27 protein-coding genes and 4 pseudogenes are annotated in these 25,517 nt (G+C 41.4%); 17 read left to right on the top strand and 14 right to left on the bottom strand.

Features of this window, described 5'->3' with window-relative positions:
• The first annotated feature begins 495 nt into the window (after nucleotides 1-495).
• Nucleotides 496-750 (top strand): TIGR03643 family protein, encoded by a 255-nt coding sequence (locus E0H79_RS12685; protein WP_131261815.1) that lies wholly within the window; start codon nucleotides 496-498, stop codon nucleotides 748-750.
• Here the strand turns inward: E0H79_RS12685 and E0H79_RS12680 are convergent.
• A complete protein-coding gene (locus E0H79_RS12680) occupies nucleotides 747-866 on the bottom strand; it encodes a DUF2256 domain-containing protein (protein WP_416224538.1) in 120 nt (39 codons plus the stop codon). The two genes, E0H79_RS12685 and E0H79_RS12680, sit on opposite strands and share 4 nt — an antisense overlap.
• A gap of 36 nt (nucleotides 867-902) precedes the next feature.
• Nucleotides 903-2,426: a cryptochrome/photolyase family protein gene (locus E0H79_RS12675; RefSeq protein ID WP_131261813.1), complete on the bottom strand. Its 1,524-nt coding sequence runs from the start codon at nucleotides 2,424-2,426 to the stop codon at nucleotides 903-905.
• Nucleotides 2,427-2,809: 383 nt separating this feature from the next.
• On the opposite strand from E0H79_RS12675, the gene nudC reads away from it, so the two are divergent.
• Nucleotides 2,810-3,583, top strand: a complete 774-nt coding sequence (nudC, locus tag E0H79_RS12670; protein ID WP_171324809.1) for an NAD(+) diphosphatase — start codon at nucleotides 2,810-2,812, stop codon at nucleotides 3,581-3,583.
• A gap of 158 nt (nucleotides 3,584-3,741) precedes the next feature.
• On the opposite strand, the gene E0H79_RS12665 is transcribed toward nudC, so the two are convergent.
• The 3 genes from E0H79_RS12665 to E0H79_RS12655 all read right to left on the bottom strand — a co-directional run bounded on the left by E0H79_RS12665 (nucleotide 3,742) and on the right by E0H79_RS12655 (nucleotide 4,546).
• Nucleotides 3,742-3,939 carry a hypothetical protein gene (locus E0H79_RS12665; RefSeq protein WP_131261812.1) on the bottom strand — a complete coding sequence of 66 codons (198 nt, stop codon included), beginning with the start codon at nucleotides 3,937-3,939 and terminating at the stop codon, nucleotides 3,742-3,744.
• Between the two features lie 61 nt (nucleotides 3,940-4,000).
• On the bottom strand, nucleotides 4,001-4,228 hold the full coding sequence (locus E0H79_RS12660; RefSeq protein ID WP_004761266.1) for a hypothetical protein: 228 nt from the start codon (nucleotides 4,226-4,228) through the stop codon (nucleotides 4,001-4,003).
• Between the two features lie 102 nt (nucleotides 4,229-4,330).
• Nucleotides 4,331-4,546, bottom strand: coding sequence for a cold-shock protein (locus E0H79_RS12655; RefSeq protein ID WP_004799092.1), 216 nt, complete (start codon nucleotides 4,544-4,546; stop codon nucleotides 4,331-4,333).
• A 481-nt stretch (nucleotides 4,547-5,027) separates the two neighbouring features.
• Here E0H79_RS12655 and E0H79_RS12650 point away from each other — a divergent pair, with 481 nt between their 5' ends.
• From E0H79_RS12650 to E0H79_RS12615, 8 genes are all read left to right on the top strand, one after another.
• On the top strand, nucleotides 5,028-5,573 hold the full coding sequence (locus E0H79_RS12650; RefSeq protein ID WP_131261811.1) for a lipocalin family protein: 546 nt from the start codon (nucleotides 5,028-5,030) through the stop codon (nucleotides 5,571-5,573).
• A 138-nt stretch (nucleotides 5,574-5,711) separates the two neighbouring features.
• Nucleotides 5,712-6,698, top strand: a complete 987-nt coding sequence (locus E0H79_RS12645; RefSeq protein ID WP_131261810.1) for an acyl-CoA desaturase — start codon at nucleotides 5,712-5,714, stop codon at nucleotides 6,696-6,698.
• Complete coding sequence (locus tag E0H79_RS12640) at nucleotides 6,695-7,978, top strand: NAD(P)/FAD-dependent oxidoreductase (RefSeq protein WP_131261809.1); 1,284 nt, start codon at nucleotides 6,695-6,697, stop codon at nucleotides 7,976-7,978. Before E0H79_RS12645 ends, E0H79_RS12640 begins: the two co-directional genes overlap by 4 nt.
• Before the next feature lie 9 nt (nucleotides 7,979-7,987).
• Nucleotides 7,988-8,782 (top strand): DUF1365 domain-containing protein, encoded by a 795-nt coding sequence (locus E0H79_RS12635; RefSeq protein WP_131261833.1) that lies wholly within the window; start codon nucleotides 7,988-7,990, stop codon nucleotides 8,780-8,782.
• The gene (locus E0H79_RS12630; RefSeq protein ID WP_131261808.1) at nucleotides 8,779-9,975 is read left to right on the top strand and encodes an SAM-dependent methyltransferase; all 1,197 of its coding nucleotides are present in this window, start codon (nucleotides 8,779-8,781) and stop codon (nucleotides 9,973-9,975) included. Before E0H79_RS12635 ends, E0H79_RS12630 begins: the two co-directional genes overlap by 4 nt.
• Before the next feature lie 25 nt (nucleotides 9,976-10,000).
• The gene (locus E0H79_RS12625) at nucleotides 10,001-10,777 is read left to right on the top strand and encodes a DUF1295 domain-containing protein (protein WP_131261807.1); all 777 of its coding nucleotides are present in this window, start codon (nucleotides 10,001-10,003) and stop codon (nucleotides 10,775-10,777) included.
• A gap of 11 nt (nucleotides 10,778-10,788) precedes the next feature.
• The gene (locus tag E0H79_RS12620) at nucleotides 10,789-11,838 is read left to right on the top strand and encodes an SAM-dependent methyltransferase (protein WP_131261806.1); all 1,050 of its coding nucleotides are present in this window, start codon (nucleotides 10,789-10,791) and stop codon (nucleotides 11,836-11,838) included.
• 39 nt (nucleotides 11,839-11,877) lie between these two features.
• The gene (locus E0H79_RS12615; protein ID WP_004976970.1) at nucleotides 11,878-13,200 is read left to right on the top strand and encodes a sensor histidine kinase; all 1,323 of its coding nucleotides are present in this window, start codon (nucleotides 11,878-11,880) and stop codon (nucleotides 13,198-13,200) included.
• Here the strand turns inward: E0H79_RS12615 and E0H79_RS12610 are convergent.
• The 4 genes from E0H79_RS12610 to E0H79_RS12595 all read right to left on the bottom strand — a co-directional run bounded on the left by E0H79_RS12610 (nucleotide 13,197) and on the right by E0H79_RS12595 (nucleotide 15,949).
• Complete coding sequence (locus tag E0H79_RS12610) at nucleotides 13,197-13,889, bottom strand: response regulator transcription factor (RefSeq protein WP_005177281.1); 693 nt, start codon at nucleotides 13,887-13,889, stop codon at nucleotides 13,197-13,199. The genes E0H79_RS12615 and E0H79_RS12610 overlap by 4 nt on opposite strands.
• A gap of 11 nt (nucleotides 13,890-13,900) precedes the next feature.
• Entirely contained in the window at nucleotides 13,901-14,401 is a 501-nt protein-coding gene (locus tag E0H79_RS12605) for a chalcone isomerase family protein (RefSeq protein ID WP_111885225.1), read from the bottom strand.
• A complete protein-coding gene (locus E0H79_RS12600; protein WP_171458231.1) occupies nucleotides 14,377-14,949 on the bottom strand; it encodes a nuclear transport factor 2 family protein in 573 nt (190 codons plus the stop codon). Before E0H79_RS12600 ends, E0H79_RS12605 begins: the two co-directional genes overlap by 25 nt.
• 118 nt (nucleotides 14,950-15,067) lie before the next feature.
• The gene (locus E0H79_RS12595; RefSeq protein ID WP_131261804.1) at nucleotides 15,068-15,949 is read right to left on the bottom strand and encodes a LysR family transcriptional regulator; all 882 of its coding nucleotides are present in this window, start codon (nucleotides 15,947-15,949) and stop codon (nucleotides 15,068-15,070) included.
• 102 nt (nucleotides 15,950-16,051) lie between these two features.
• Between E0H79_RS12595 and trpB the strand changes: the two genes are divergently transcribed.
• Nucleotides 16,052-17,263: a tryptophan synthase subunit beta gene (trpB, locus tag E0H79_RS12590; protein ID WP_131261803.1), complete on the top strand. Its 1,212-nt coding sequence runs from the start codon at nucleotides 16,052-16,054 to the stop codon at nucleotides 17,261-17,263.
• The gene (trpA, locus tag E0H79_RS12585; protein ID WP_131261802.1) at nucleotides 17,260-18,048 is read left to right on the top strand and encodes a tryptophan synthase subunit alpha; all 789 of its coding nucleotides are present in this window, start codon (nucleotides 17,260-17,262) and stop codon (nucleotides 18,046-18,048) included. The genes trpB and trpA overlap by 4 nt, the downstream gene beginning before the upstream one ends.
• Nucleotides 18,049-18,172: 124 nt before the next feature.
• Here the strand turns inward: trpA and ribA are convergent, their stop codons facing one another.
• A complete protein-coding gene (gene ribA / locus E0H79_RS12580) occupies nucleotides 18,173-18,775 on the bottom strand; it encodes a GTP cyclohydrolase II (RefSeq protein ID WP_004976959.1) in 603 nt (200 codons plus the stop codon).
• 307 nt (nucleotides 18,776-19,082) lie between these two features.
• On the opposite strand from ribA, the pseudogene E0H79_RS15590 reads away from it, so the two are divergent.
• The 3 genes and pseudogenes from E0H79_RS15590 to E0H79_RS12565 all read left to right on the top strand — a co-directional run.
• Nucleotides 19,083-19,178 (top strand): annotated as a pseudogene (locus E0H79_RS15590) (short-chain dehydrogenase); the annotation flags it as partial.
• 129 nt (nucleotides 19,179-19,307) lie between these two features.
• Nucleotides 19,308-20,216, top strand: a complete 909-nt coding sequence (locus tag E0H79_RS12570; protein ID WP_131261801.1) for a cation diffusion facilitator family transporter — start codon at nucleotides 19,308-19,310, stop codon at nucleotides 20,214-20,216.
• Between the two features lie 64 nt (nucleotides 20,217-20,280).
• A pseudogene (locus E0H79_RS12565) lies at nucleotides 20,281-20,529 on the top strand (cation transporter); the annotation flags it as partial.
• A gap of 59 nt (nucleotides 20,530-20,588) precedes the next feature.
• Here the strand turns inward: E0H79_RS12565 and E0H79_RS12560 are convergent.
• Nucleotides 20,589-21,747, bottom strand: a pseudogene (locus E0H79_RS12560) (IS3 family transposase).
• On the opposite strand from E0H79_RS12560, the pseudogene E0H79_RS12555 reads away from it, so the two are divergent.
• Nucleotides 21,709-22,209: pseudogene (locus E0H79_RS12555) on the top strand (IS256 family transposase); the annotation flags it as partial. The pseudogenes E0H79_RS12560 and E0H79_RS12555 overlap by 39 nt on opposite strands.
• A 156-nt stretch (nucleotides 22,210-22,365) precedes the next feature.
• On the opposite strand, the gene E0H79_RS12550 reads toward E0H79_RS12555, so the two are convergent.
• Both E0H79_RS12550 and E0H79_RS12545 read right to left on the bottom strand, forming a co-directional pair.
• Nucleotides 22,366-23,238, bottom strand: coding sequence for a DUF6502 family protein (locus E0H79_RS12550; RefSeq protein WP_131261800.1), 873 nt, complete (start codon nucleotides 23,236-23,238; stop codon nucleotides 22,366-22,368).
• Between the two features lie 56 nt (nucleotides 23,239-23,294).
• Nucleotides 23,295-23,996, bottom strand: coding sequence for a hypothetical protein (locus E0H79_RS12545; RefSeq protein WP_131261799.1), 702 nt, complete (start codon nucleotides 23,994-23,996; stop codon nucleotides 23,295-23,297).
• Between the two features lie 200 nt (nucleotides 23,997-24,196).
• On the opposite strand from E0H79_RS12545, the gene E0H79_RS12540 reads away from it, so the two are divergent.
• Nucleotides 24,197-24,538 (top strand): transposase family protein, encoded by a 342-nt coding sequence (locus tag E0H79_RS12540; protein ID WP_323052925.1) that lies wholly within the window; start codon nucleotides 24,197-24,199, stop codon nucleotides 24,536-24,538.
• A 774-nt stretch (nucleotides 24,539-25,312) separates the two neighbouring features.
• Here E0H79_RS12540 and E0H79_RS12530 read toward each other — a convergent pair.
• A partial coding sequence (locus E0H79_RS12530) for an integrase core domain-containing protein (RefSeq protein ID WP_131261797.1) occupies nucleotides 25,313-25,517 on the bottom strand: 205 nt, incomplete at its 5' end.

Here is a 25,517-nt window from a genome sequence, read left to right as displayed (position 1 = left end):
TTGGTACAGAATTATCGGCAGAACAACTGATTTTTAATTATATCATTGGATTTACCTTTTAGTAAAACGCAGGGTGTAAAAATGCATTTCAGTATTTTATATACGGTAAATTTTTAGTTAGGAAAAGTGTGGCTAGCAAATCGATGGCTATTCATAGCTTATAAGGCTAATACTTCTCTAGCATAATCTGAAAGATCAACTAGCCTCACAGAGACTTTGTTGCATAAATATGTAAGCATCTGATTTAAATAAATTTAATTTTGGATCAAAAAATAATCAAAACTTTTAAAATCATATAGTTATAAAATCTTTGTGCAACAAAGCCCTTAAGTTTGAACAACTTAGGAAAGCTCTATCTTTAAAATCTTTATGCAACAAAGCCATAGTAAACTAGAAAAAATCACAAAAAATTCATGATTGTACTGTTATTCTTTTAGTCAAATTTAAGTCGATAAAGCTTATTGACGCTTCATGATGATTAAAAACGAGAATAGTATGAATCGATTTTCTGAAGAAGACGTATCCAGAATTATAGAAATGGCTTGGGAAGATCGAACTCCTTTTGAAGCTATTTTATGTGAGTATGGTCTAAATGAAGCGGCGGTGATCCGCTTGATGCGGCAAAATATGAAAGCATCGAGTTTTAAAATGTGGCGTGAACGCGTCACCGGCCGAAAAACTAAACATCTGCAACTGCGTTCACCCGACGTGATACGGGCCTATTGTTCACGGCAATACAAGCGTTTCTAAGCGTTTGATTTTGACCGCTGTCTGGACTCACGTTTACATCGTTCAGAACAGTATTTGACTTCCTCCCAGCAGCGTTGCCATTTTTTGCGCCAAGTAAAAGGACGCAAACATTGCATACAGATTTTTTCAGGAAGATGCTGTTTTTTCATGGTTTATAACTCATCAATCCGGCTAAGAAGTTGCTGGGCATGGCTGATAATCTGCGGCCGATCTTTAAGCTTGTCCAGCTGTCGATAGATCATGCCCATACGTGGATGAGTACGGAATGTCGCTTCATGCCGGATCATGAAATACCAGTACAGGCTGTTGAACGGACAGCTGTCCGGTTCGGTACGGGTTTTGACCTTGTAGCTACAGTGATTGCAATAATCCGACATCTTATGGATATAATTTCCCGAAGCCCCATAGGGTTTGCTGGCCATCAATCCGCCATCGGCATGCATTACCATGCCCAAGGTGTTCGGTAGTTCTACCCATTCATAGGCGTCGGCATATACTGCCAGATACCACTCACTGATCTGCTTCGGGTCTATACCAGTTAATAAGGCAAAATTTCCAGTCACCATCAAACGCTGAATATGATGTGCATACGCATGCTGAAAAGTATTACGGAAACACTCAGCCATGCAGTTCATCTGAGTGCGGCCAGTCCAGTAAAATTGTGGCAAAGGGGTTGAGTACTGCAGCGCATTGCGACTGGCATACTCAGGCATATACAGCCAGTAAATTCCACGGACATATTCGCGCCAGCCGAGGATCTGCCTGATAAAACCTTCCACTGCATTCACTGGTGCATGACCTTCATGGTAGGCAGCTTCTGCCGCATCACAGACTTCTTTGGGCAGTAACAGACCACAATTTAGATAAGGCGAGAGCAGGCTGTGAAACAGCATGTCTGCACCCTGAACCATGGCATCCTGATAATCTCCAAAATGCGGCAAACTGTGGGTAATGAAATGCTCCAGTGCAAGCAGAGCATTGCTACGTGTGGTGGCCCAGCGGAAGTTGTCAAGGCTGCCAGCGTGAAGTGGAAACTCGCGCTCAACCAGTTGCATTACATCCAGATCAATCTGATCACGTTCAAAATGAAGTGTTGGAGGCAATGGTGGAGTGCCTGACCATGCCTTGCGATTGGCGCTGTCATAGTTCCACTGTTGTCCAAGTGGCTGCTGTCTCTGCATCAAATAACCGGTCTGTTTACGCATTTCCCGGTAAAAATATTCCATGCGCAACGTCTGGTAACGGCTGGCCCAGTGCCGGAACTGTTCCGGGCTACAGAAAAAACGATCGTCATCCAGACATTGTACCGGCAGTTGCAGTTGCTGGCTCCAGTGCTGTTCAATCTGCTGCTGCAGGCGGTATTCCCCGCATCGGGTCATTACCAATTCTGTGACGGGGAAGAGCAGTTGCTGTGCCTGTACGAAATCCAGCAGGCTACGAATCGGGCTGCCGGACTGAAAGGCATGGTAACGTACACGCCAGCCTTTCGCTTTGAGCTCTTTGGCAAAATGCCGCATCGCGCTAAAAATCAGGGCAATTTTCTGCGGATGATGGGCGACATAAGTCGCTTCCTCAACCACTTCGGCCATCAGGATCACATCCCGGGTACGGTCTAGCGCTTTAAGCGTAGCAAGCTGATGATGAAGTTGGTCACCCAGAATTAAACCGAAACGCATAGCCTTTCCAGACCCGATCAAAGATAGCCTAGTCTATAGCCAGCCAGTTCAATTTTTTGTGAAAATACAGATCAGTCCGCATGTTCAGTCAATTCAACCCGACCAGATGATTTGCTGACATTGCACAGGAATCATGATTGCTACAATAACAGAGTGTTCATCTCTATAATGCTACAGCCAGTTGATGAAACTCGCTTCGCATTATTCCTGAAGACATAATTGTTGTGAAAATTATGTGATTTTAATCAAAAAGATACAAATTATTATGGTTGTAATTCAGGAAGCGTGCGCTTAGTATCTAAAGAGAAGTTACTCTATGTAAGTTTCCTTAGTTTTGTCCCATACACCCCCATGTATGGGATTTTTTTTAATCAGTGGATGTCATGAGCATGCATTCAAAAGCGTATATTTTTAGACAGCAGCAATTAATGGTGGATGAGCATTTTCAGTTGCCGCTGGTCGCAAGACTGCAGCATGATCTGGATCTGTCGGAAAATGGCCAAGTCATTGCACGGGATCTAAAAGAAAATGAATTAGTACCTGAAGGCTATCAACTAGTCCCGATCCGGCAATTGGTGCAGGTCTGGAGCAGGCCACAGTTTGAACAAGCCAGTCGTGCTGTGCAATTGCTCGAGTGGCGCCGTAATCACCGCTTTTGCAGTAAATGTGGCCACCCGACCCAGCAGCACGTCAGTCACTATGCCATGGTCTGCCCATCCTGTGGTTATAACCAGTATCCACGTGTGAATCCTTGTGTGATCACTATCATTACTCGGGGTACAGATGAAATTCTGCTGGCAAAAAATGCCCGCAACAAAACCCAGATGTACAGCCTGATTGCCGGATTTGTCGAAGTGGGCGAAACCCTGGAGGAGGCGGTACGCCGTGAGACGATGGAAGAAGTGGGACTACAAATCAAAAATATTCAATATCTAGCCAGTCAGCCGTGGCCGTTTCCCAGCAATTTGATGATGGCCTTCAGGGCAGAATATCATGCAGGCGAGATTCAGATTCAGGAAAATGAACTCAGCGATGCGCAGTTTTTTAAGTTTGATCAGTTACCCGAGATTCCGTTCAAGGGCAGTATCGCCTATGCCATGATTCAGCATGTGATGCATGGCACACCTGTTGCCGATGACAGCAAAGAATGGCTTTGAAATTTTGAACAAATATAGTGCGCATTCTCGCTCTTTTAAGGGCGAGTTAAGCCACTAGAAATTTAAAATTATTATATTAGTTATAAATAATATAAAGCTATAAGATATAAATATTTTTATATTATTGGCTTTGTTTTAGCTGTGAGTAGTTCATCGACTTAAATAATCTTGAAAATTTTTCCGCTAGAAGTACTTTGGAAAAACATTTCAAAGCTGGGCCGAATATCTTCACCATCCACGGTAATATATTTGACATCGGAACAAGACTGGCTAGCACTAAAATTGCGCTCAACCGTGGCCTGAATAGAATATTTGATACCGAATTGGTCTTTTACATTTAGATTTTGTTTAAACATTATTTTACCTTTAACAAGATTATGGAGCGGCTGTTCAATTAATTAAGCAATATATTATTTTTTAAATAACTTTTTGATTTAGCTTAAATAATTGATTTAAAGACGTATAAAATGTACGACCATCTAAATTTAAATCTACCTCAATTCCAGATTCCAGCAGAACTCTTTTCCCCACTTCAATTTCTTTAAAACCTTGACGTGTATTCTGCATTTTATTTAAGGGAATTAAAGAAACGATAATTTCAGTACCATTTTTAGATTTTGCTATTAATTCATTAACTTTTAACAATTTATATCCTGTTTTTATGATTTTTTCCAATATGGAACAACAACTTTTTCTTTAAAATTAAAAAAGCACTGAGTAGTGCTTTTTAAACTCGTATTTTAGTGCTTATATAGCAACAATATTGACCGCATTCGGTCCTTTTTGACCTTGAGCAATACTAAATTCAACCTGTTGGCCTTCGAATAATGTTTTAAAACCTGAGTTAGCAATTTCACTAAAGTGCGCAAAAACATCTGGACCTGATTCTTGTTGAATAAAACCAAAACCTTTAGTTTCATTGAACCACTTAACGGTACCTTTAACAACATTTGAGTTTGACATAATAAATCCTACTGATTTTTTAATAATTTTTAGTCATTTTATTGACTGCATATAACTTTGAAAATAATAAAGAATGAAACTTAAAATCTGAAAAAAACGAAGAATTATGAATAAAACGACGATACTTAAGAGAGATTTAATGAAACAAGACTTTTTCCTAGTTGAGTTAACTATACCTTAAAAATAAAATTAATCAAGTTTTTTTATATGCATATTTAATTGCCTGATAAAAGATGATTAGTTCAGGAATTAATATTTTGATCTAGTTGACTTTTTTAAATAATACTATCGACAATATTGCTACATTGAATCTAAAAAACCAATTTAACGCTTTAAAAGGGGATCCAAGAAAAAATGATTTCCCCCATTTTCTCAAGCTGTAAGATTGAAATTTCGCCTACATTCATCCTGCATTTAATCTTCACAGTTTGTTCACATCGACTTGGGTTATCTTAATCCTGAGATCTAACAGGGCTAAAAAATGAAGATGCGATTTAAGTCTGCTTTTGCAGCGATAGCACTGTCTATCATCAGCTTTACAACGACTCAAGCAGAAACTGCTGCGCCTCAGGCAGTTGAACGAGTAGATATACAGAAGTATGCCGGTAAATGGTATGAAATTGCGCATTTACCGATGTATTTTCAGCGTAAATGCGTATCGAATATCTCGGCACAATACACTGTCAATGCCGATCAGACTATGGGCGTATTAAATAGCTGCCGGATTGAAAATGGTGAAATGATCAGCTCTGAAGGGGTGGCCTATCCGCAAAATCAGGGCAACAGCAAACTAAAGGTCAGCTTTTTGCCGCCAGGTTTAAGATGGATTCCGTTTACCAGAGGGTATTACTGGGTATTACGCGTGGATCCGGAATATAAAGTGGCACTGGTCGGTGGACCGAGTACCAAATACCTGTGGATTTTATCGCGTGAACCGCAACTGGATGAAGCCATCTATAAGTCTTATCTGGAGACAGCAAAATATTATGGTTATGACATCACAAAACTGATCAAATTGTCGCATTAATCTGTTAACCTTTTGCCGAACTGACCACTCTCTCTACACAGTTCGGCTTTTTTTATTTCATTTCACATAAAATTCATATCTGACTGATTACACTCATCAAATAGAATAAAGACAATCGCTTGAAAATAGGATGAGTCCATGTTGAAAAGTCTGATGCGATGGATAGACAGCTGGTCTACACCCACAGCGCCCGAAACACTGACGGCTGAAAACAGCAAGATTCAGTGGCTGAGGATTTTACCCTTTATTCTATTACATCTAGCCTGTCTCGCCGTGTTCTGGGTGGGAGTGTCGTGGTTTGCGATTGGCTTTATGCTGCTGTTCTACCTGATCCGCATGTTTTCCATCACCGCTTTTTTTCATCGTTATCTGTCACATAAAACTTTTCAGACTTCGCGTCCGGTACAGTTCCTGTTTGTGTTGATGGGTACCATGAGTGCGCAGCGTGGCCCGCTCTGGTGGGCGGCGCATCACCGTTATCACCATCGCTATACCGATACCTTGCAAGACCCGCATTCCTCCACGCATGGTTTTTGGTACAGCCACGTTGGCTGGTTTTTAAACGAATATAACTTTGCCACGCGTAAAGAAGTCATTAGAGATTGGCTGAAATATCCGGAACTGATCTGGCTGGACCGTTTCAGTTTAATTGTAGTGGTGCTGACCGCGGGCGGGATTTATGCGCTAGGGGAGTGGCTGGCTATGACCTGGCCGCAACTCGGTACCTCCGGCCTGCAATTGCTGGTCTGGGGGTTTGTGGTCTCCACTGTGTTGCTGCTCCATGCCACCTTGTGTATCAATTCACTGGCGCATCATTATGGCAGCCGAGATTTTGACACGGATGATCACAGCCGCAACAATTTATTCCTGTCGATCATTACCTTGGGCGAAGGCTGGCACAACAATCACCATTATTATGCCGGCAGTACCCGGCAGGGTTTTTACTGGTGGCAGATTGATGTGACCTATTACCTGCTGAAACTCATGTCTTTGTTCGGGCTGGTCTGGGGACTCAAGCCCATTCCGGCACGTGTCTATGACGTCAGTAAAATTGCCCGGGCTCGAAAACAGAAAAAAGCTGCCAAGACCGGCACTCCGACTATTCATTCAAAGGAATCACCATGAAAATTGCAATTATTGGTTCAGGTATTTCCGGTCTGTATGCTGCCTGGAAACTCAGCAAAGTGCATGAAGTCACAGTCTTTGAAAAGAATAACTACTTTGGTGGTCATACCGATACCCATCAGCTGAATATCGATGGTGAACAGGTTGCGGTGGACAGTGGCTTTATTGTCTTTAATGAGCATAACTATCCGCTGTTCTGCGCCATGCTAAAAGAACTTGGCATTCAATCGCAAAGCAGTGACATGGGCTTTTCGGTGAATAATCAGGTCACTGGCTTACAGTACAATCCTTCAAAAAAATTCTCGTTATTGTTCCGACCTCAAAACTTTTTTAATGCAGATTTTCGCGCGATGTTGTCGGATCTGTTCCGCTTCTATGCCGTGAATAAAGATCTGGATGTCGAGCATGTCGATGCACAGCTCAGTATAGATGAGTATCTGGATCGGCATGGCTATTCCGAAGCCTTCCGTCAGGAACATCTCTATCCGATGTGCGGGGCGCTGTGGTCCTGCCCAGTGGAACAGGCCGGACAGATTCCGTATAAGTTTGTGGTGAGCTTTTTCCAGCATCATCGCATGTTGCAGCTCAAAGACCGTCCTTTATGGCTGACGGTCAAGGGTGGATCAGCTCGCTACGTCCGTGCCATTCAGGCCCAGTGCAATATCACGCTTCGTAAAACTGCTGTGCATCAGGTGTCTCGCAGTGCCAATGATGTGCTGATTGAAACCCAACAGGGCAGCGAGCGTTTTGACTGGGTGATTTTCGCCAGCCACGCCGATGACAGCCTGAAACTGCTGAAATACCCGACCGCGCAGGAGCTGGACGTGCTAGGCAAGTTCCGCTATCAGGATAACCGCATGGTGGTACATTCCGATACCTCTATCATGCCCAAATCCCGTCGCCAGTGGGCCAGCTGGCATGTACACGTCACGCCGACTCAGGTCACTGAACAGACGCCATTCCAACACAGTGGCACACATTATGGCTTTAGCTACTGGATGAACCAGTTGCAGAACCTGAACTGCAAAACCCAGGTCTTTGCCACCCTGAATCCTAATTTTGCCCTGAATCCGAAAAAAGTCTGGATAGAACGACATTACCGTCATCCAGTGTTTGATGCCCTGGCGATTGAAGCACAGCAACGCTGGGCCGAGGTCAACGGCCAAAACCGCACCTCATATTGCGGCGCTTACTGGGGCTGGGGCTTTCATGAGGATGGGGCACGTAGCGCATCATGGGTAATCGATCAGCTATTAAAACAGGCCGAACAGGCAGACTAGGAGCGCATGATGCAGATGTATCCACTTGCGATCGCCACTGCTGAAATCCGGCATCGACGTTATTTGCCCCAAGCCCATGCTTTTAAAACCCAGCTGAGCTATCTATGGTTTGATCCAGATCAACTCGCGACGTTTACCCGAAAATCCTGGCTGTGGTCATCTAAACGCTGGAATTTCCTGACCCTAGATGAGCGAGATTTTCTGACTATGGAATGTGGCTCGATTCGGCAGAAGATTGCACGCCTGCTGATCAAGCGGGAAAACTACCTGCTTCCGCATGCCGCGTCTATCCGGGTGCTGGCTTTACCGCGCACACTGGGTTTCCGTTTCAATTCCGTAGTATTTTATCTGGTCTTTGGTGCCACCGACCAGTTGCTCTTTGTGTTGAGTGAAATCACCAACACACCGTGGAATGAACGACAGGTCTACATTCACGACTGCCGGAACAATGCAGACGAATATGCGCCGTACCAGAGTCACCAGTTTGACTTTAAAAAGGCCTTTCATGTGTCGCCGTTCATGCCGATGGGGCTGGATTATCGCTGGCGCTTCAGCTTTTCGGATCGGCAGAACGTGATTTATATGCAGCTGTTTGAGCAGGGAATCTTGCAATTCGATGCCACCCTGAAATTTTCCTTGCAGGCCATCACGGTTCCTTCACAGCAGCATCGCTATGCTGTACTGAAAGTTCTTGAACCCTTCAGGATGGTCAGCGGAATTTATCTGCACGCCTTTCGTTTATGGAAAAAGAAAGTTCCATTTTACCGACATCCTAAAAAAGAAAAAGGAAACACATTGCGATGAAGACACTATTCATGGGAGAGCAAAGCACACTGCCGGTGGTACTGCGCCACCTGCTGAAATTACGCCATGGTCAGCTGATTTTTAAAGGCGTCTGGAACGGGGCTGTCGGGGAAAATAGCGATTTACAGGCGGTGATACAGGTGCATGATGTTCGTCTGATGGATTTGCTGTTCCGTAATGGTGTACTGGGTGCTGCCGAAGGTTTTATCCGTGGCTACTGGAGCAGTGAAGATCTGGTCGATGTGATCCGCATTTTGGCACGTAACCGCGATGTGCTGGACCAGATGAATCAGAATGCAGTGGCCAAAGCCAGCCAGTTACTGTTAAAGGTCTGGTATAAATCGCGCAAGAATTCGATTGATGGCAGCCGCAAAAATATTGCCGAGCATTATGACCTGAGCAATGACTTTTTCAAGCTGTTCTTGGATTACAGCATGATGTATTCAAGTGCTGTGTTTAAAGAGCCGGGCATGACCCTGGAACAGGCTTCGGATTATAAAAAAGAGCTGATCTGCCAGAAACTGCAACTCAAACCGATGGATCATTTGGTCGAAATTGGTAGCGGCTGGGGCGGTTTTGCCATTTATGCCGCGCAGCAGTATGGCTGCAAGGTCACCACCATCACCATTTCCAGAGCACAGTATGATGAAGCCGTGGCCCGGGTCGCTGCAGCAGGACTGTCACATCGTGTGACTGTGCAGCTGAAAGATTACCGCTTACTGGAAGGCAAATACGACAAGCTGGTGTCGATTGAAATGATCGAGGCCGTAGGTGAGCAGTATTTACCAACTTATTTCCGAAAATGCCGCGAGCTTCTCAAGCCGAATGGTCTGGCCCTGATTCAGGCCATCACCATTGAAGATGCACGCTATATCAAAGCTTTAAATACGGTGGATTACATTAAGCGTTATATTTTCCCCGGTAGTTTTATTCCATGTATCAGTGTTATGACGCAAACGGCTTCTGAGCAAAAACTTCGTCTCAAACATCTGGAAGATATTGGTCAAAGCTATGCACAAACCCTGAAGTGTTGGCGTCAGCGTTTCTTGCAGCAGCATGATCAGGTACTTGGGCTTGGCTTTGATGAGCGTTTTATCCGCATGTGGGATTTTTATCTGTGTTATTGCGAAGGTGGCTTCCGCGAAGGCGTGATCAGTGATGTACATCTGCTGTTCGAAGCCAGTGCCTACTAAGCCAAGATAAAACAGGAGGGACGAAATGCTGCTGAATTTACTGATGCTGAATGTCTTTATCATGCTCTGTAGCTGGCTGCTGGTGATCTATAACCGCAGAGCAGGGCTGGTCGATGTCGCTTGGAGTTTCAGTATTGCCCTCAATGTGATTATTGCCGCTTGGGCAATTGACAGTGCACCGATGTTGGTTCGCTTATTTCTGGGACTGGCGAGTGGGATCTGGTTTTCACGGCTGACTTGGCATCTGTTACGGCGCTATGCCAGTGAAACCCAAGAAGACACGCGTTATGCCAACATGCGCCGAGCGATGGGGGATTATCAGCATCTTGGTTTTCTGGTGTTTTTTATATTTCAGGCAGGTTTGGCTCTACTGTTTTCTTACCCAATGCTGAAGCTGTTGAGTCTTCCGACCCAGCAGTGGAATGACTGGACTTTGGTCACTGTGATTGTGGCGGGCATGATCATGCTATCCGCTTTGATAGGCGAAAGCACTGCCGACCAGCAACTTTACCGTTTTAAGCTAGATCCACAGAATCAAGGTAAAACCATGGATCAGGGTTTGTGGAAATATTCGCGCCATCCGAATTATTTTTTTGAATGGCTGCATTGGTTTGCTTATCCTGTGCTCGGTCTGGCAGCAGGATGCTATGAATTATGGATTTATCCGCTGCTGATGTGGCTGTTTCTGTACTACATCACCGGGATTCCCTTTAGTGAACAACAGGCGCTGGCACATCGCGGCGACAACTATAAAGACTATCAACGACGAACTTCAATGTTTATTCCGTGGCCACCCAAATAGTAGGTAAATACATGGACTTTATGATTCAACAATCTTTAAAACTGGTCGAAAGCGGCAAGCTGCCCGATTCTGTGATTCGCGCGGGCATTCGCAGCCTAAGCAAAAAACGTCTGGCACAAGAAGGACGCTTTGACCCGGCACTGGCAGCTCGGCGCTATATGGATGTGCTGCATATGCTGAAAAATAGCGAGATTGCCATCGAGACTGACAAGGCGAATGAACAGCACTATGAACTGCCCACCGCATTTTTCCAGGCGGTGCTGGGCAAGCGTCTGAAATACAGCGCTAGCCTGTTTGAACATACTCATACCACGCTGGATCAGGCGGAAGAAGCGGCACTTGCCAGCTATTGCCAGCGTGCACAGTTAAAAGATGGACAGGATATTCTGGAAATTGGCTGTGGCTGGGGATCGTTGAGTGTGTATATGGCCGAGCATTATCCCAAGGCTCACATTACGGTGGTGTCGAATTCCTCGACCCAGCGCCTGTATATTCAGGAACAGGCGCGTCTGAAAAAACTGCAGAACCTGACGGTGATCACCTGCGACGTCAATGTGCTGCAACTGGAACCCGCGTCCTTTGACCGCGTGGTTTCGGTGGAAATGTTTGAACATGTGCGCAACTACCAGAAACTGTTTGAAAATATCAGCAGCTGGCTGAAAGCGGATGGTCTGCTCTGGTGCCATATTTTCTGTCACCGTTTCCTGCATTATCCGTTTGAAGTGAAAAATGAATTCGACTGGATGTCGAGATATTTCTTTAGTGGCGGACTGATGCCGGCAGCGTCGACCTTTCTACATTTTCAGCAGCATTTGCAATTAGAGCAGCACTGGCAATGGGCGGGTACGCAGTATGAACGTACCGCAAATGCTTGGCTAGAAAATATGGATGCTAAACAGGCCGAGCTAAAGCCCTTGTTTGAAAAAACTTATGGCGCGGATGCCGCAATCTGGTGGCAACGCTGGCGGATTTTCTTTATGGCCTGTGCCGAGCTGTTCGGTTATGAGCATGGACGCGAGTGGGTGATCGGTCACTTTCTGTTTAAAAAGAAAACCGTATAATTGAATGGCGAATCGGATGGGGTAGCGGGGAATGCGCCAATGTTAAAGCTGTTCAGGGACAAACACGATCATCCTCTGGGTGAGGTGTTTAACCGCTATTACTGGCTGCAAATCGGATTCATTGCCTTGTCTGTGGTGATTGGGATTGGCTTCAGTGCCTGGGTGATTAAAGGTTCTTTGCTCAGAACGGCGCTAGAACAGGAAATGTCACACTACTGGCAGCGATTAGAACGTAATCCTGCTGCAGAATTGCCCGATACCAAAAACCTGTATGGTTACCGCTGGAACACCGTGCCACCCTCCCAATTTAAGAATATGTCACTTGAGCAAGGGGTGAATCGGCATTTTGTCGATGGCAAGGAGCGCATGACCGTGTATGGTGAAAAAGACGGACAGCATGTGCTGCTGGTGTTTGGCGAAAGCAACGTCAACAAGCTGGTGTGGCTGTTTGGTCTGGCACCGCTGATGGTCAGCCTGTTTGTGCTATATAGTGTGCTGTGGTGGTGGAACCGTCGGGCCCGGCGCTATTTTTCCCCGATTACCCGTCTGGCCAATGCGCTGGAATATATCGACTGGGAACATCAGAAAAATCAGGCTTCGCCATTTCAGGACATCCGCACCGACTCTAATCTGGAAGCTGAATACCTCAAGCAGGCGCTGGAAAAATATCATCAGGTATTAAGCGAATTTATTCAGCGTGAGCGTGAATTTACCGGAGATGTCAGCCATGAGCTACGCACGCCACTGACCATTTTAAAAGGCAATGTGCAGCTGTGTCAGGCACGCTATGGCGACAACAAGTCCTTTACCCGCCTGCATAACACCATTGAAGACATGCAGCTGCTGGTCGATACCTTGCTGGCCATTGCCCGCAATACCACCAACACTTTAACTGCTGAACCGACCATGCTTTCAGAATGTCTGGACAATCTGGTGCAGGATCTGGAGAGTGTCAGTCATAACAAAGGCATGCAGATAGACCTGCAAAAAGACCTCGATGAACAGCCGCGTAAACTTTATCCATCCATGACCAAAATGGTGTTTGGCAATATTCTGCGCAATGCGCTGAACTATTCACAGGGCACAGAAATTGATGTGATTATGGAAAAAAATAAAGTACTGATTGCTGACAATGGAGTCGGCATGCCTTTACCTAACAATTCTAAAGTTCAGGAACTGTCTGGTCAGCAGTTACAATTGGAAATCAAAGGGCATGGTATTGGATTGCAATTGGTGCAAAAGCTATGCAAACAGCTAGGTTGGCGTGTGGAGCTGTTTGACAGGCAATATTATCTTGACACTCATCAGAATGTTGACTTAGCAATCACCACTGGACTGATTGTCGTTGTGTACCTAAATTAGGCTTCATCTTCGAAAGCAATCTTTAAACCAATCCCAGATATGGTGTGAATTAGCTTTTGTTCAAAGGGTTTATCGACCATTTTGCGTAAATTATAGATATGACTGCGCAGAGCATCACTTTCTGGCTCTTCGTCACCCCAAAGCTGCATCATAATTTCCTGTTTGGTCAGTACTTTAGGAGAATGACGCATCAATAGCTTCAAAAGTTTAAACTGAATCGGAGGCAATTCAATGTTCTGCCCAGCTCGAGTTAACTGCTGTGTTGCCGGGTCCAAAATTAGGTCATGAATTTGCAGACGACTGCTAGATACTTCACCCAGGGAGCGTTTGATCAGGGCCTTGACCCGAACTACCAGCTCGTTAAAGTCAAAGGGCTTGACCAGATAATCATCCGTGCCGGAATTGAAGCCTTTGAGTTTATCATCCAAGGTATCCCGAGCGGTAAGCATCAGGACAGGTAAGTCCAACCCCTCTTCATTGCGTAACCACTCGCACAATTCGTAACCAGAACCATCAGGCAAATTAATGTCTAGTAGCAAGATATGGTAGCGTTGCTGTTTCAGTAATTGTCTAGCAGCACTCAGATTGCGGGCATGATCAACCACAAAGCCATGTTCTTCCAGAAACTCACATAGGGTAGAGGCCAGTTCATAATGGTCTTCAACCATCAGTATAAAATGTTTCGACATAGCGGCAGATACTAATTTAATAATTGCTGTTTTAATTTAGCACTAAATGGCTGGGGACCCAGCCATATATTAAAATATTGTTGTGCCAGAGGATGTTTAAGCTGCCCTAAACTTTGCTGGTTCAAGGATAAGCTCAGGGTCTGTGTAGCATGGTTGTATTTTAAACGGTACAGGTCGCCTGATCTGACCGGACGATACAAATCGGTGATTGGGTTGAATAGAGCAAGTATTTTTGCGTCTTTAACATTACGTTTCAGTAAATGTGTGGCCGCACGCTTAAATGCCCATTCCGGAATATTCTGTGTATAGGAAAAGTCCATATGTATATTTTGTTTTTCCCAGGACTGGCTACAGTTTTCAGCAAAATAACTGGCCATACCGACCTGTTTTTGACCCACCATTAGCGGACCATTGCCGCATTGATTCAGGCTTTGTGCCTGTGCCCATGGACAGAAGCTACATCCCATCACTAACGCTGTACTAATCGCTATTTTTTGAAAGGCAGTAGCCATGAGTAGACCCCTCCAACATAAGGCAGGGAACGGTACAGGCCATTCGCAGGGTCCCAGAAATCCTGCTGGAAAATAATCATGTTGTTTTCGTTGATCTTGATTTCACTGATACCGTAAGAGTCCATACTGCGGGTCGTGCCGAACATTTTAAAATCATAGGCCATATGCCAGTGCACATAGGCAGAGTCCTGATGATAAGAAGCGTTTAAAAGCTTGACGCTGACCTTGCTGACCCGTTTGTTCATGCCTTGAAAGTGCTCGAGTAGATTTTGGCGAGATGAAAATTGCGATAGGGTATCGTTAATAAACAGCTGGTCGGCATACAGCGATCCGGCTCTTTCCACAAATTCCGGTGTGCCCAAGGTATTAAAGGCTGAGGTAAAGCGGAGGCCGATATCCTGAGCTTTAGCCTGATCCAGCGCTATCCCCTGAATACCGTTTCTGGATTGGGCGTAATCGGCTGAATAACTGGGAATACTTTTACATCCGGCTAACAACAGAAGCGGCAAGGATAAGGCTGTAGCAATTAGTGTTTTTACAAGTCTCATCATCAGTGTCCGTATGAAGTGTATGTTTATACCTTAGGCAGCACAGCGTGAACAGAATGTGAAATAGACGTTATAGATGAGAAAATGAATAGAATTTTTCAAATCAAAGATTAAATGTTTAACTTTTTTCCTCGGCCATTAACCAATCAATGATATTCATAACATCACGATTTTCGTTATTTTTTCTGACCATTGCATAAAAATTATAGTCACAATAGATAAAACCAAAAGGGGCAATGATCCTTCCATTTAACATTTCTTTTTCTACTAGAATTTGAGGTGCTATGGCAATTCCTAACCCAGACACGGCAGCTTCTATCATTAAATTCAGACTATCAAAATAACGTTCATTCGCTTTTGGGGAAAAGCGTATTTGAAACTGATCGAACCATGTATGCCATGCACTTTTATTTGAGTGGGTATGAAGTAATGGATAGTTTAAAAGATCATTTACGGAATGAAGAAGATTTATTTCACGATTACAAATAGGACCCATGTTATCGGGAAATAACAGATATTTATTCAAAAAGTTGGGAAGTAGATGATGCTCACTGACGCTATTGATAAATATGTCAACTTTCTCTTTTTCTAACAATTTTAAGTCATTACATGTCATTAATTTGATATTGATATTGGGATAAATGACTTCGAGCTTTTCTAATCGAGGAATCAGCCAATTTGCCATAAAACTATGAGAAGCGCCTATTACCACTTCTACCTCTGACGTTTTATTTGTTAACTCAAAGACGCATTGTTCTAAACGATTAAAAAGCTGCGTACAAACTCTAGATAATTCTTCTGCATCCGTTGTCAGAGAAATGGTAGAGGAATGCCGAATAAACAATTTTTTATCCAACCATTCTTCTAACTGCTTTATTTGATGGCTAATCGCGCTATGGGTTACACATAATTCTTCGGCAGCTAAGCTGAAACTTTTATTTCTAGCCACAGCTTCGAAAGCTTTTAAAGCATTAAGCGGAGGTAATGTTCTGCGTTTCATGTTGTAAAATTTTCTAACACCATAAGCTCAAAATATATCAATTATCAGAAAAATGAAAATATTTTAAGATCGAACAAGTTTTGATAGTAAAAGAGATATGAGATGACAACCCCTTATACAGGTAATGGTCCTGATGACTTGGGATTTTTTGGTAAATTTGGTGGATGTTACATGCCAGAGAGCTTAATGCCAGCACTTCAAGAATTAGAGCAAGCCTTTAATACTGTTCGACACAAACCTGAATTTTGGGCTGAATATCAGCAGATTTTAACGGACTTTGTTGGTCGTCCGAGTCCTCTTTTTTATGCAAAAAACCTAACAGCTTATGCAGGCGGCGCTCGAATATATTTCAAGCGAGAAGATTTAAACCATACGGGTGCGCATAAGATCAATAATTGTGTAGGGCAAATCTTATTAGCCAAATTTATGGGGAAAACCAGAATCATTGCAGAAACGGGTGCTGGACAACATGGTGTTGCAACAGCAACGGTTTGCGCACTGTTTAAGATGAAATGTACCATTTTTATGGGAGAAACAGATATTCAGCGCCAACAAATGAATGTTGAACGTATGAAATTACTCGGTGCTGAAGTCAGAAGTGTTCAAAAAGGTCGTGGGACTTTAAAAGATGCCATGAACGAAGCATTACGTGACTGGATTTGTTATGTGGATACAACCTATTACCTATTGGGTACGGGTGCAGGCCCTCATCCATATCCCACCATGGTCAGAGAATTTCAGAAAATTATTGGTTTAGAAGCCAGAAACCAAATACTTCTCAAAGAAAATAAACTGCCTGATGCTCTAGTTGCTTGCGTTGGTGGGGGATCAAATGCACTAGGGTTGATGTATCCCTTTCTAGAAGATCTGAATGTCAAAATGTTTGGCGTTGAGGCAGGTGGAAAAGGAATAAATAGCGATGAACATGCCGCCTCTATTTGCAAAGGTCAAGTCGGTGTGCTGCATGGCAATTTAACCTATTTATTACAAGATTCAGATGGGCAGATTTTAGATGGACACTCTATATCAGCTGGCTTAGATTATCCTGGTGTTGGTCCTGAGCATGGCATTCTGTTTGAAACAGGACGTGTGACATACACGGCTATAACCGATCAAGAAGCCGTAAATGCATTTCAGCTTTTAAGCCAACAGGAGGGCATTATTCCTGCGCTTGAGAGTTCCCATGCGATTGCATATGCGATTCAACTTGCTCAAGAAATGCAACCAGAACAGATCATTATTGTCAATTTAAGTGGCAGAGGAGACAAAGACTTAAACACGGTAAAAAAATATCTTGCAGGAGCTACAGCATGAACCGTCTAGATCAAAAATTAGAGCAATTGAAACTGGAAAATCGAAGCGGTCTGGTCTGTTATTTTACTGCTGGAGATCCTAATTTTACAGAAAGTTGTCGTCTGTTAAGCCAATTGGGTCAAGCAGGGGCTGACATTATTGAAGTGGGTATTCCATTTTCTGATCCAGTGGCAGATGGAGAGATCATTCAGGCAGCGCATCTTCGGGCTTTAGGTGCAGGTCAAACGGTAAAACAGACCATTGAGTTGGTAAAAGCAATCAGGCTACATGATGACCAGACACCAATAATTTTCATGACTTATTTAAATCCGATGATGCAATATGGCTTCGAGACACTTATCGCCGAAACAGAAAATCTTATAGATGGAATATTGATTTTAGATGCTCCATATGGATATCGAGAAAACTTTGAAGTGCAGTTAAATGAAAAAAATATGCATTTAATTGTAATGACCGCGCCGACGACCCCAGTTGAAAGGTTAGAGCAAATTTCAGCGCGCGCGACAGGGTTTTTATATCATGTTGCAGAAAATGGATTAACAGGAGGAGACTTCAATCTATCTAATCTTGAGAAAAAGATGACTGAAATTAAGCCGATTTTTAATATTCCTGTTGCAATTGGTTTTGGAATCAAAAATGAAAACCATGTTAAAGCACTAGCCAATAAAGTAGATCTTATTATCATTGGTTCAGCGCTTGTCGATACTTTTTTTAATAAGGGAATGAATGCGACTTTAGAAAAAGTGACGGTTTTTGCACAGATACTGAGACAAAATAAAGAATAGTCAGGCACCTTTCATAAATCTTCTTTAAAACCATAATTGAATATAAAACAATATTTTATCTTGGCCTTCTCCCGAAAGGGAGATGGAGCTTTATACGTGGATATTTTCTAAAAAGTGATCGCTTTTAAAAATCACTATTATCATATAGATGTGACATGCGTTTTTGCTTTGTTTCAAGATAAGCTTTGTTAAAGATATTTAAACCAACTTTTAAAGGAATACGTTCAACAACATTAATTCCTAAATCAGTTAAAGATTTAATTTTAAGGGGATTATTTGTAATGAGTTTTACATTCTTTATTTTTAAATAATCTAACATAATGGTACACATATCATATTTACGAGCATCTGCTGGTAAATTTAATAATAAATTGGCGTCAAGAGTATCATGTCCTTGGTCTTGAAGGGCGTAAGCTCGAATTTTATTGGTTAGTCCTATGCCGCGACCTTCTTGGCGCAAGTATAAGATCACACCTTGACCTGCATCATTAATCATTTTCATGGTTGAATGTAATTGGGGGCCACAATCACATTTGAGTGATCCAAAAGCGTCACCTGTTAAGCACTCTGAATGAATTCTAACGAGTACAGGTTGATTAGAAATAGTACCCATGCCTTTGGCAAGAGCGATATGTTCTTCACCAGTACTTTGGTCTTGAAATGCTATAATTTCAAAATCGCCAAATGCAGTCGGTAGTTTTGATTTTGAAACAAACTCTATAGCCATTGAAGAATACACCTATATAAATTTATATTTGGTACAATTTATTTAATCTAACTTGAAAGCATTAGCTCATTTTTTTCAGTCATAAATTTCAGCATTTTACTTCCAAGTAAAGAGTATGTATTTAATAGTGAATTTTTTGTGAAATATTAAGTTGACAAAATAACTAACCAAGCTAAAAAAAAATTAGTTAGCCGAGGCTTTGTTGCTTAAATATGTAAGCATCTGATTTAAATAAATTTAATTTTGGATAAAAATAATAAAAACTTTTAAATCATATAGTTATTAAATATTTGCGCAACAAAGCCGAACAGATGCCAAAATAATTGATCTGGTACAGCGTATTACACCAACATGTTATACGCAGGCGATGAACTTTTTAACAGGTAAAAAACGCCGCAAATAAAGACGTATTCACATGAAAGATGATTTTATCGTTTTAACCGAGTATGCTGAATCGAGTAATTTTTAAATTAAAAAAGCTTCGATTTCAATGCTGAAGCATTCCGTTAAATAAAATGATAAGGAGCCCTACATGAGTGGTTCTCATAACCATGATCACAGTCATGTTGAAGTGACTGCAAAAAATGCCAAGAAATTAACCATTGCACTTGCCCTGACGTTTACCTTTTTAATTGTGGAAGTGGTTGCAGGATTTATCACACAAAGTTTGGCCTTACTGTCCGATGCAGCGCATATGTTTACCGATGCCGCTGCTTTAGCCATTGCTTTAGCAGCTATCAAAATTGGGCAAAAGCCTGCCGATGATAAACGTACTTTTGGCTATCAACGGTTTGAAATTTTGGCAGCTTTGTTTAATGCCATGATGTTGTTTGTGGTAGCCATTTACATTTTATATGAAGCTTATCAGCGTTTTAGTCAGCCACCTGAAATTCAAAGCTTGGGCATGCTGATTGTTGCGGCTTTGGGTTTAATCATCAATCTGATTTCAATGAAAATTTTGGTGTCGAGCAGCCAAGACAGCTTAAATGTGAAAGGGGCTTATCTTGAGGTGCTCAGTGATGCCTTAGGTTCTGTGGGTGTGATCATTGGCGCACTGGTGATTTATTTCACGGGTTGGATGTGGGTAGATACCATTATTGCTGTGTTGATTGGCTTTTGGGTCTTACCTCGAACTTGGGTGCTACTGAAACAAAGTATCAATATTTTGCTCGAAGGTGTGCCAAGTGAAATTGATATTGAATCTTTACGTAATGACTTGCTGGCTTTAGAGGGTGTACAAGGCATTCATCAGCTTAAAGTTTGGGCTATTAGTTCTAAAAACGTGCATTTAACAGCGCATTTGATTGCACCCGATGTAAATCAAAGAGCTTTATACCACCAAGCTGTAGAGTTATTGGGGCATGAGCATGGGATTACGCAAGTGACTTTACAGATTGAAGAAGATGAATGCCATCCACACCAACACGAACATAGTCATTAAAAAGACTTGACCTTAGACTTAGTCTAGGCTTTACAATAGCGTCACTTTATTTCAGTACGACATTATGCGTTCTACCACGTGGATTAGCGTCTTAGTTGCTTTATTCATGTTCCAAAGTCTATGGAACGTGGCGGCAGCTTTTTGCGACCATGAAGAACAAAAAGCTCAAGTCGTGACTCAACAAAGTTTTCATTTTGGCCACCATCAAACCACCTTGTGTGTGTCTGATGATAAGGCACACCAACAAATCAATGTTAATGACCATACTCAAACGGCAAATGATCAGTTTGAATTGGGTGAAGACCATCAAGAGAGGTAGTCCCACTTGTTTGAACAACTAAAAGCTTATTTATAAGTGATGTTCTGCTCTAGTTAAGCTACCTTATTTTGTTGTGGTAGCTGGTCATAGTAAAACTGATCTGGAGTCATTTTGTCCAGACTCGAATGAGGTCGTTTCAAATTATAAAATTCAAAATATGCATTTAATTGCTTTTTCGCATCAAAAACATTGCTGTAGGCTTTGAGATAAACCTCCTCGTATTTAACGCTCCGCCATAATCGTTCAATCATTACATTATCGACCTATGAGCAGCGATGTGCGCAAGATTACCGTCCATGCTGATTTGGATGTCATTTGATTTTAACACTTCAATAAACGCATTACTGGTAAATTGACTGCCTTGGTCTGTATTAAAGACTTCAGGTCGGCCATATTTTTCAATAGCTTCATTTAATGTTTCTATACAAAATGCAACCTCCATACTAATCGATACGCTATGAGCAAGCACCTTACGGCTGTGCCAATCAATCACAGCACATAAGTAGACGAAGCCTTTTGCCATAGGGATATATGTTATATCCGTTGCCCACACTTGATTACTCCGTTGAATATTCAATCCTTTGAGTAGATATGGATATTTACGGTGAGCTTCATTGGCCTGACTTAGATTTGGTTTACGATATAACGCATTAATGCCCATTTTCTTCATTAAAGTACGTGTATGACGTCGTCCTATATGATGTCCTTGACGGTTCAATAAATCACGCATCATACGGCTACCTGCAAAAGGGTATTGCATATGTAATTCATCAATACAGCGCATCAGCTTCAGATCTGATGCACTCACAGGTTTTGGGCGATAGTAATAACAACCACGGGAGACTTTCAGTAGCTTAGCTTGCTTAGATACTGAAATCTGAAGTGAGTCGTCGATTAACTTTTGTGGTTGAAGCGGCCCAGTTTCTTCAACACACCTTCTAAAAAATCAATTTCTAATGCCTGCTCACCGATTTTTGCATGTAGTTTTTTTAGATCAATGGGTGGTTCTGCTGGAGCTTTTGATTGATCGAAGGCTTGCGAGGAAGCCGAAATCAATTGATTTTTCCAGTCGATAATTTGGTTTTGATGAACATCAAATTCAGCACTCAATTCAGCAAGTGTTTTTTCTGCTTTAATTGCAGCAAGTGCTACCTTAGCTTTAAAGTCATTTGAATGATTTCTTCTTGGTCTACGTGCCATAAAATACTCCATATATCGATGTTTATAACATCATTTGGGGAGCAAAATATCACTTATAGGTGTTGTTCAAATTTACGGAGCCATCTCTCCCCAACGCTTATTTCCAAAGTGACGGATGTAGTTAAAGAACAAGTAATAGAATGGCAAAATCGACCATTGGATGCCCTTTATCCTATTGTCTATATGGATTGTATCGTGGTGAAAGTGCGTCAAGATAGTACGATTATTAACAAAGCGGTGTATCTAGCATTAGGTGTCAATACAGACGGACAGAAAGACTTATTAGGTATGTGGATGTCAGAAAACGAAGGTTCTAAATTTTGGCTCTCAGTCCTTACAGAACTGAAAAATCGTGGTTTAAAGGATATTCTGATTGCCTGCGTAGATGGACTGAAGGGCTTTCCTGATGCAATCAATACAATTTACCCTGATACGCATATTCAGTTGTGTATCATCCACATGGTACGCAACAACTGAACCGTACCGGGTTTGTCGGTAACCTTTTGAGCACAGAACTTAAATAGGCATACAGATCTAACCCATTCAGGACTTTATTCTTGATAAAAATCATCTAATACCACAGAGAATCTATAAATAATAATGCGTAAGTCTTATTAAAAGACTACGATATTAATTTTTATTTATATCCATTGTATCATACTCAAAAATTCCGACTCTAAATCGACGATTTGCATCAATTTGACCTTCATCTTTTTGGCAAAGCTCTATTGCTTCGGCCAATAAACTTTTGGAAAATTTTCCCCATAATTCAACAACCCTTTCTTTCAAATAGTTAATAGACTCTTCAGTCAATTCATTTGCAAAAATCGCTTGTTCTAAAAAATAGTTTTGATTTTCAGTCAAATTATGAACGCCAGCAGCGATATGATCAGATAAATTTTCAGCCAGAATCTGTTTTGCTTGATGAGCTTCAGGAGCAGGTGTAAAACTTTTTTGATGTAAAATTACTTTTCCCCCTGCTTCTGTTACCAGTCCAATCCTCTGTAACTCTAATAAAATAGATCGGGGATGTTTGTCTCTAGAAATTTGTTTGACTAACCCTTCAAAACTATTTTCATTACCAGTAAGGGGTAATATATACGGCAAATCTTGGTGCACCCATAATGCAACGACTCGAGCAGGCACGCTGATTGGCATAGTATTTCTATAAGTCAGAGGGATTATAGTATGTTTACCTCCATTCTCTTGCTTAATTTGACTAACATCCCGTCTATTTAAACCTGAAAGTAAACTAATCGAAGAGTCAGTTTTTTTTTGACCTAGATGTTCTAATTCTTTAATAGCCTCATTATAGAAGAGGGGACGAATTGCATTAGAAAACTCACTATAGCCAATTCCTGATTTGACTAACCAATGAGTAAGTTCTCCCATAACTTTTAGTGTATATTCTAATGTAGATTTTGATTCTGATGAGAGGACTTTATTTTTATCAACTAAATAAGCATCTATATCAGATTCATTCAAATTAAATTTACTTTCCATTGTGCGTTTATAGCCCATCTAAAAAGTTTTTATATTATATTTTAAAAAACTTTACATCACATTTCTTCAATTTTTAATGAAATTTCCCTAGCCTCGCAAGTTTGAGAGTCTGGTCGATTTACAACGCGATTTATGCTGAAAAAAGTTCTATAACTGATAGTCCATGTTTGATCTTTAAAAGGCAAATTATATTTAAGATCAAATATTTTTTCTTCATACGGTTTATATATTTGTAAACTCTGATTCTGAGTACAAGATACTTCAATATTTTCATTGAACGGAATCAGGTTTTGATCTTGTAAAGTAAAGCCGGATTTACAGTCATGATTATACTGGTAAACAGTTTCTGAGCTTAAATTCTTAATATGTGCTTGTAAATGTAAATTATGTAAATCATTCGGCTCTATATAACTTAGATCAGTTCCGTAACCATCAGGAAGTATTTCGTTAGTTGTCTTGTTTACAAGATGAAATGAAATTTCTAAAGGGGCACAATAATGCATATTATTTACAGGAGTCCATACAACGAACCTGTCTTGCATTTCATTTTCATCCCCAGTTGATGGCAAAGGGGAAGTTGGATCTGATAGTAATGGGGGAGTCGAACCAGTTCCAGTATTCTGCCCAGAGCCAGAACCTCCAACAGTTACTCCAACTCTATAATTTTCTTCACCACAACCAGTAACCAAAACAACAGAAATTACGGTAATTTGTTTTAATACTTTGTCAAACATATTAAAAATAAAGAATGATTGCATTTTTTGATTATACTATAAAATAGATCTCTTGCATAAATCAAAAAACGACCAATCTAGTGATTATTTTTTGTAGCGATCAATAAGCCGTATTCGGTTATCGTTGTTGCATGAACTACTCAAAAGTAAAAACACTGCTAAGTCAGCAGTTTAAACGACTTATCGGAATACAACCCTCAACTTTTGCAGAAGTGCTTTAAGTATTGAGAGCCGCTCAAAGTGATAGTCGACGAGGAAGACCCTCAATACTTTTGCTTGAAGATCAGCTGTTGATGACCTTAAGCTATTGGCACGAATATCGCACACTTTTCCATGTTGCGATGACCTATGGTATCCATGAATCAAGGGCTTCACGCATTATTCAAAAGATTGAAAACCTTTTAATTAAATCCGATAAATTTCATTTACCTAAAAAGTTACGAAAAGGTGAAGGTGTAGATTGGGAAGTTATCGTGATTGATGCCACTGAAATGACGATAGAACGTCCCAAAAAACAGAAAAATTACTATAGCGGCAAGAAAAAACGTCATACGATTAAAGCCTAGCTGACGATGCACTATAAAACTAGCCAGATTATATCAACAGCCATTGCACAAGGTAATGTGCATAATTTTCAGTTATTTAGAAAACACCGTAAAAAACAAGATGCCGTCTTGGTAACCAATCAGGTTTTGAGATTATTAGACCAATAAATAATCTTTTTGATAGGCAGTCTGATGTTTTAAAACGCCATAACACAGACGTATAAGCTTGCGCATTGCAACACCTAAAGCACACCTTTAATTTTTATCCTGACTTAATAATTATTGATATAAAGCTTCAATGTGTGGATTCTATTGAATCGCTGTTAAGGTTGACATATACAATACTGAGCGTATTTTACTGTCATCTGCTTTTGATAAGTGACTTTTGCTTGTTAGCCGAACTGCCAGACAGCTGATGTACTGGAACCAAATCTACATATGCAGCAGCTTAACTTGCTTTTTTAAACTTGTACGAATGAAATAACCCCAACAATAATAAGTCTGATTGTTCACCATTGAAGAAATAGTTTGTAGTAATTTCAAATCCTATTTCAATGTGGATTTTGGGTCTATATGGTTATTTATTAGCTTATATGAGTGGACTGCGCCTTTTAAGTAGATTCTTTTCCCGTAATAAACTACCTAGGTAAACATCACGTCTGCCTATTAAAGCTTTTAATAAGCTGAAATTTTTAGGTTAAGGTTGCTGTAAAGAAGCGTTCTTTATACCATGTGCTCTGTATGGTAATACCCCCATTTTTAATTGAATTAATGGGTAGAAAATCTAAAGCCTTGTTATTGTTTAAAAATAGGTGGACAACCATTTACTGACATATGAGGTCGTTCATGATTATAAAAGTACTGCCAGTCAGTTGTATAGTCCTGCACCTCGCTCAGATCTCGAAATAAATATTGATTTAGACACTCATAACGTACTGTACGATTAAATCGCTCAACATATGCATTTTGCTGTGGATTGCCTGGTTGAGTAAATACATGC

The organism is Acinetobacter sp. ANC 5045 (genome assembly GCF_004331005.1).
Taxonomy (GTDB): Bacteria; Pseudomonadota; Gammaproteobacteria; order Pseudomonadales; family Moraxellaceae; genus Acinetobacter; species Acinetobacter towneri.
The sequence above is the reverse complement of the archived record's forward strand: the minus strand, read 5'-3'. Positions and strand labels throughout refer to the sequence as shown.

Coding starts and splice junctions, on each gene's coding strand:
- E0H79_RS12685 (WP_131261815.1), top strand. CDS start 496: ATGAATCGATTTTCTGAAGAAGACGTATCCAGAATTATAGAAATGGCT.
- E0H79_RS12680 (WP_416224538.1), bottom strand. CDS start 866: ATGCAATGTTTGCGTCCTTTTACTTGGCGCAAAAAATGGCAACGCTGC.
- E0H79_RS12675 (WP_131261813.1), bottom strand. CDS start 2,426: ATGCGTTTCGGTTTAATTCTGGGTGACCAACTTCATCATCAGCTTGCT.
- nudC (WP_171324809.1), top strand. CDS start 2,810: ATGAGCATGCATTCAAAAGCGTATATTTTTAGACAGCAGCAATTAATG.
- E0H79_RS12665 (WP_131261812.1), bottom strand. CDS start 3,939: ATGTTTAAACAAAATCTAAATGTAAAAGACCAATTCGGTATCAAATAT.
- E0H79_RS12655 (WP_004799092.1), bottom strand. CDS start 4,546: ATGTCAAACTCAAATGTTGTTAAAGGTACCGTTAAGTGGTTCAATGAA.
- E0H79_RS12650 (WP_131261811.1), top strand. CDS start 5,028: ATGAAGATGCGATTTAAGTCTGCTTTTGCAGCGATAGCACTGTCTATC.
- E0H79_RS12645 (WP_131261810.1), top strand. CDS start 5,712: ATGTTGAAAAGTCTGATGCGATGGATAGACAGCTGGTCTACACCCACA.
- E0H79_RS12640 (WP_131261809.1), top strand. CDS start 6,695: ATGAAAATTGCAATTATTGGTTCAGGTATTTCCGGTCTGTATGCTGCC.
- E0H79_RS12635 (WP_131261833.1), top strand. CDS start 7,988: ATGCAGATGTATCCACTTGCGATCGCCACTGCTGAAATCCGGCATCGA.
- E0H79_RS12630 (WP_131261808.1), top strand. CDS start 8,779: ATGAAGACACTATTCATGGGAGAGCAAAGCACACTGCCGGTGGTACTG.
- E0H79_RS12625 (WP_131261807.1), top strand. CDS start 10,001: ATGCTGCTGAATTTACTGATGCTGAATGTCTTTATCATGCTCTGTAGC.
- E0H79_RS12620 (WP_131261806.1), top strand. CDS start 10,789: ATGGACTTTATGATTCAACAATCTTTAAAACTGGTCGAAAGCGGCAAG.
- E0H79_RS12615 (WP_004976970.1), top strand. CDS start 11,878: ATGTTAAAGCTGTTCAGGGACAAACACGATCATCCTCTGGGTGAGGTG.
- E0H79_RS12610 (WP_005177281.1), bottom strand. CDS start 13,889: ATGTCGAAACATTTTATACTGATGGTTGAAGACCATTATGAACTGGCC.
- E0H79_RS12605 (WP_111885225.1), bottom strand. CDS start 14,401: ATGGCTACTGCCTTTCAAAAAATAGCGATTAGTACAGCGTTAGTGATG.
- E0H79_RS12600 (WP_171458231.1), bottom strand. CDS start 14,949: ATGAGACTTGTAAAAACACTAATTGCTACAGCCTTATCCTTGCCGCTT.
- E0H79_RS12595 (WP_131261804.1), bottom strand. CDS start 15,949: ATGAAACGCAGAACATTACCTCCGCTTAATGCTTTAAAAGCTTTCGAA.
- trpB (WP_131261803.1), top strand. CDS start 16,052: ATGACAACCCCTTATACAGGTAATGGTCCTGATGACTTGGGATTTTTT.
- trpA (WP_131261802.1), top strand. CDS start 17,260: ATGAACCGTCTAGATCAAAAATTAGAGCAATTGAAACTGGAAAATCGA.
- ribA (WP_004976959.1), bottom strand. CDS start 18,775: ATGGCTATAGAGTTTGTTTCAAAATCAAAACTACCGACTGCATTTGGC.
- E0H79_RS12570 (WP_131261801.1), top strand. CDS start 19,308: ATGAGTGGTTCTCATAACCATGATCACAGTCATGTTGAAGTGACTGCA.
- E0H79_RS12550 (WP_131261800.1), bottom strand. CDS start 23,238: ATGGAAAGTAAATTTAATTTGAATGAATCTGATATAGATGCTTATTTA.
- E0H79_RS12545 (WP_131261799.1), bottom strand. CDS start 23,996: ATGCAATCATTCTTTATTTTTAATATGTTTGACAAAGTATTAAAACAA.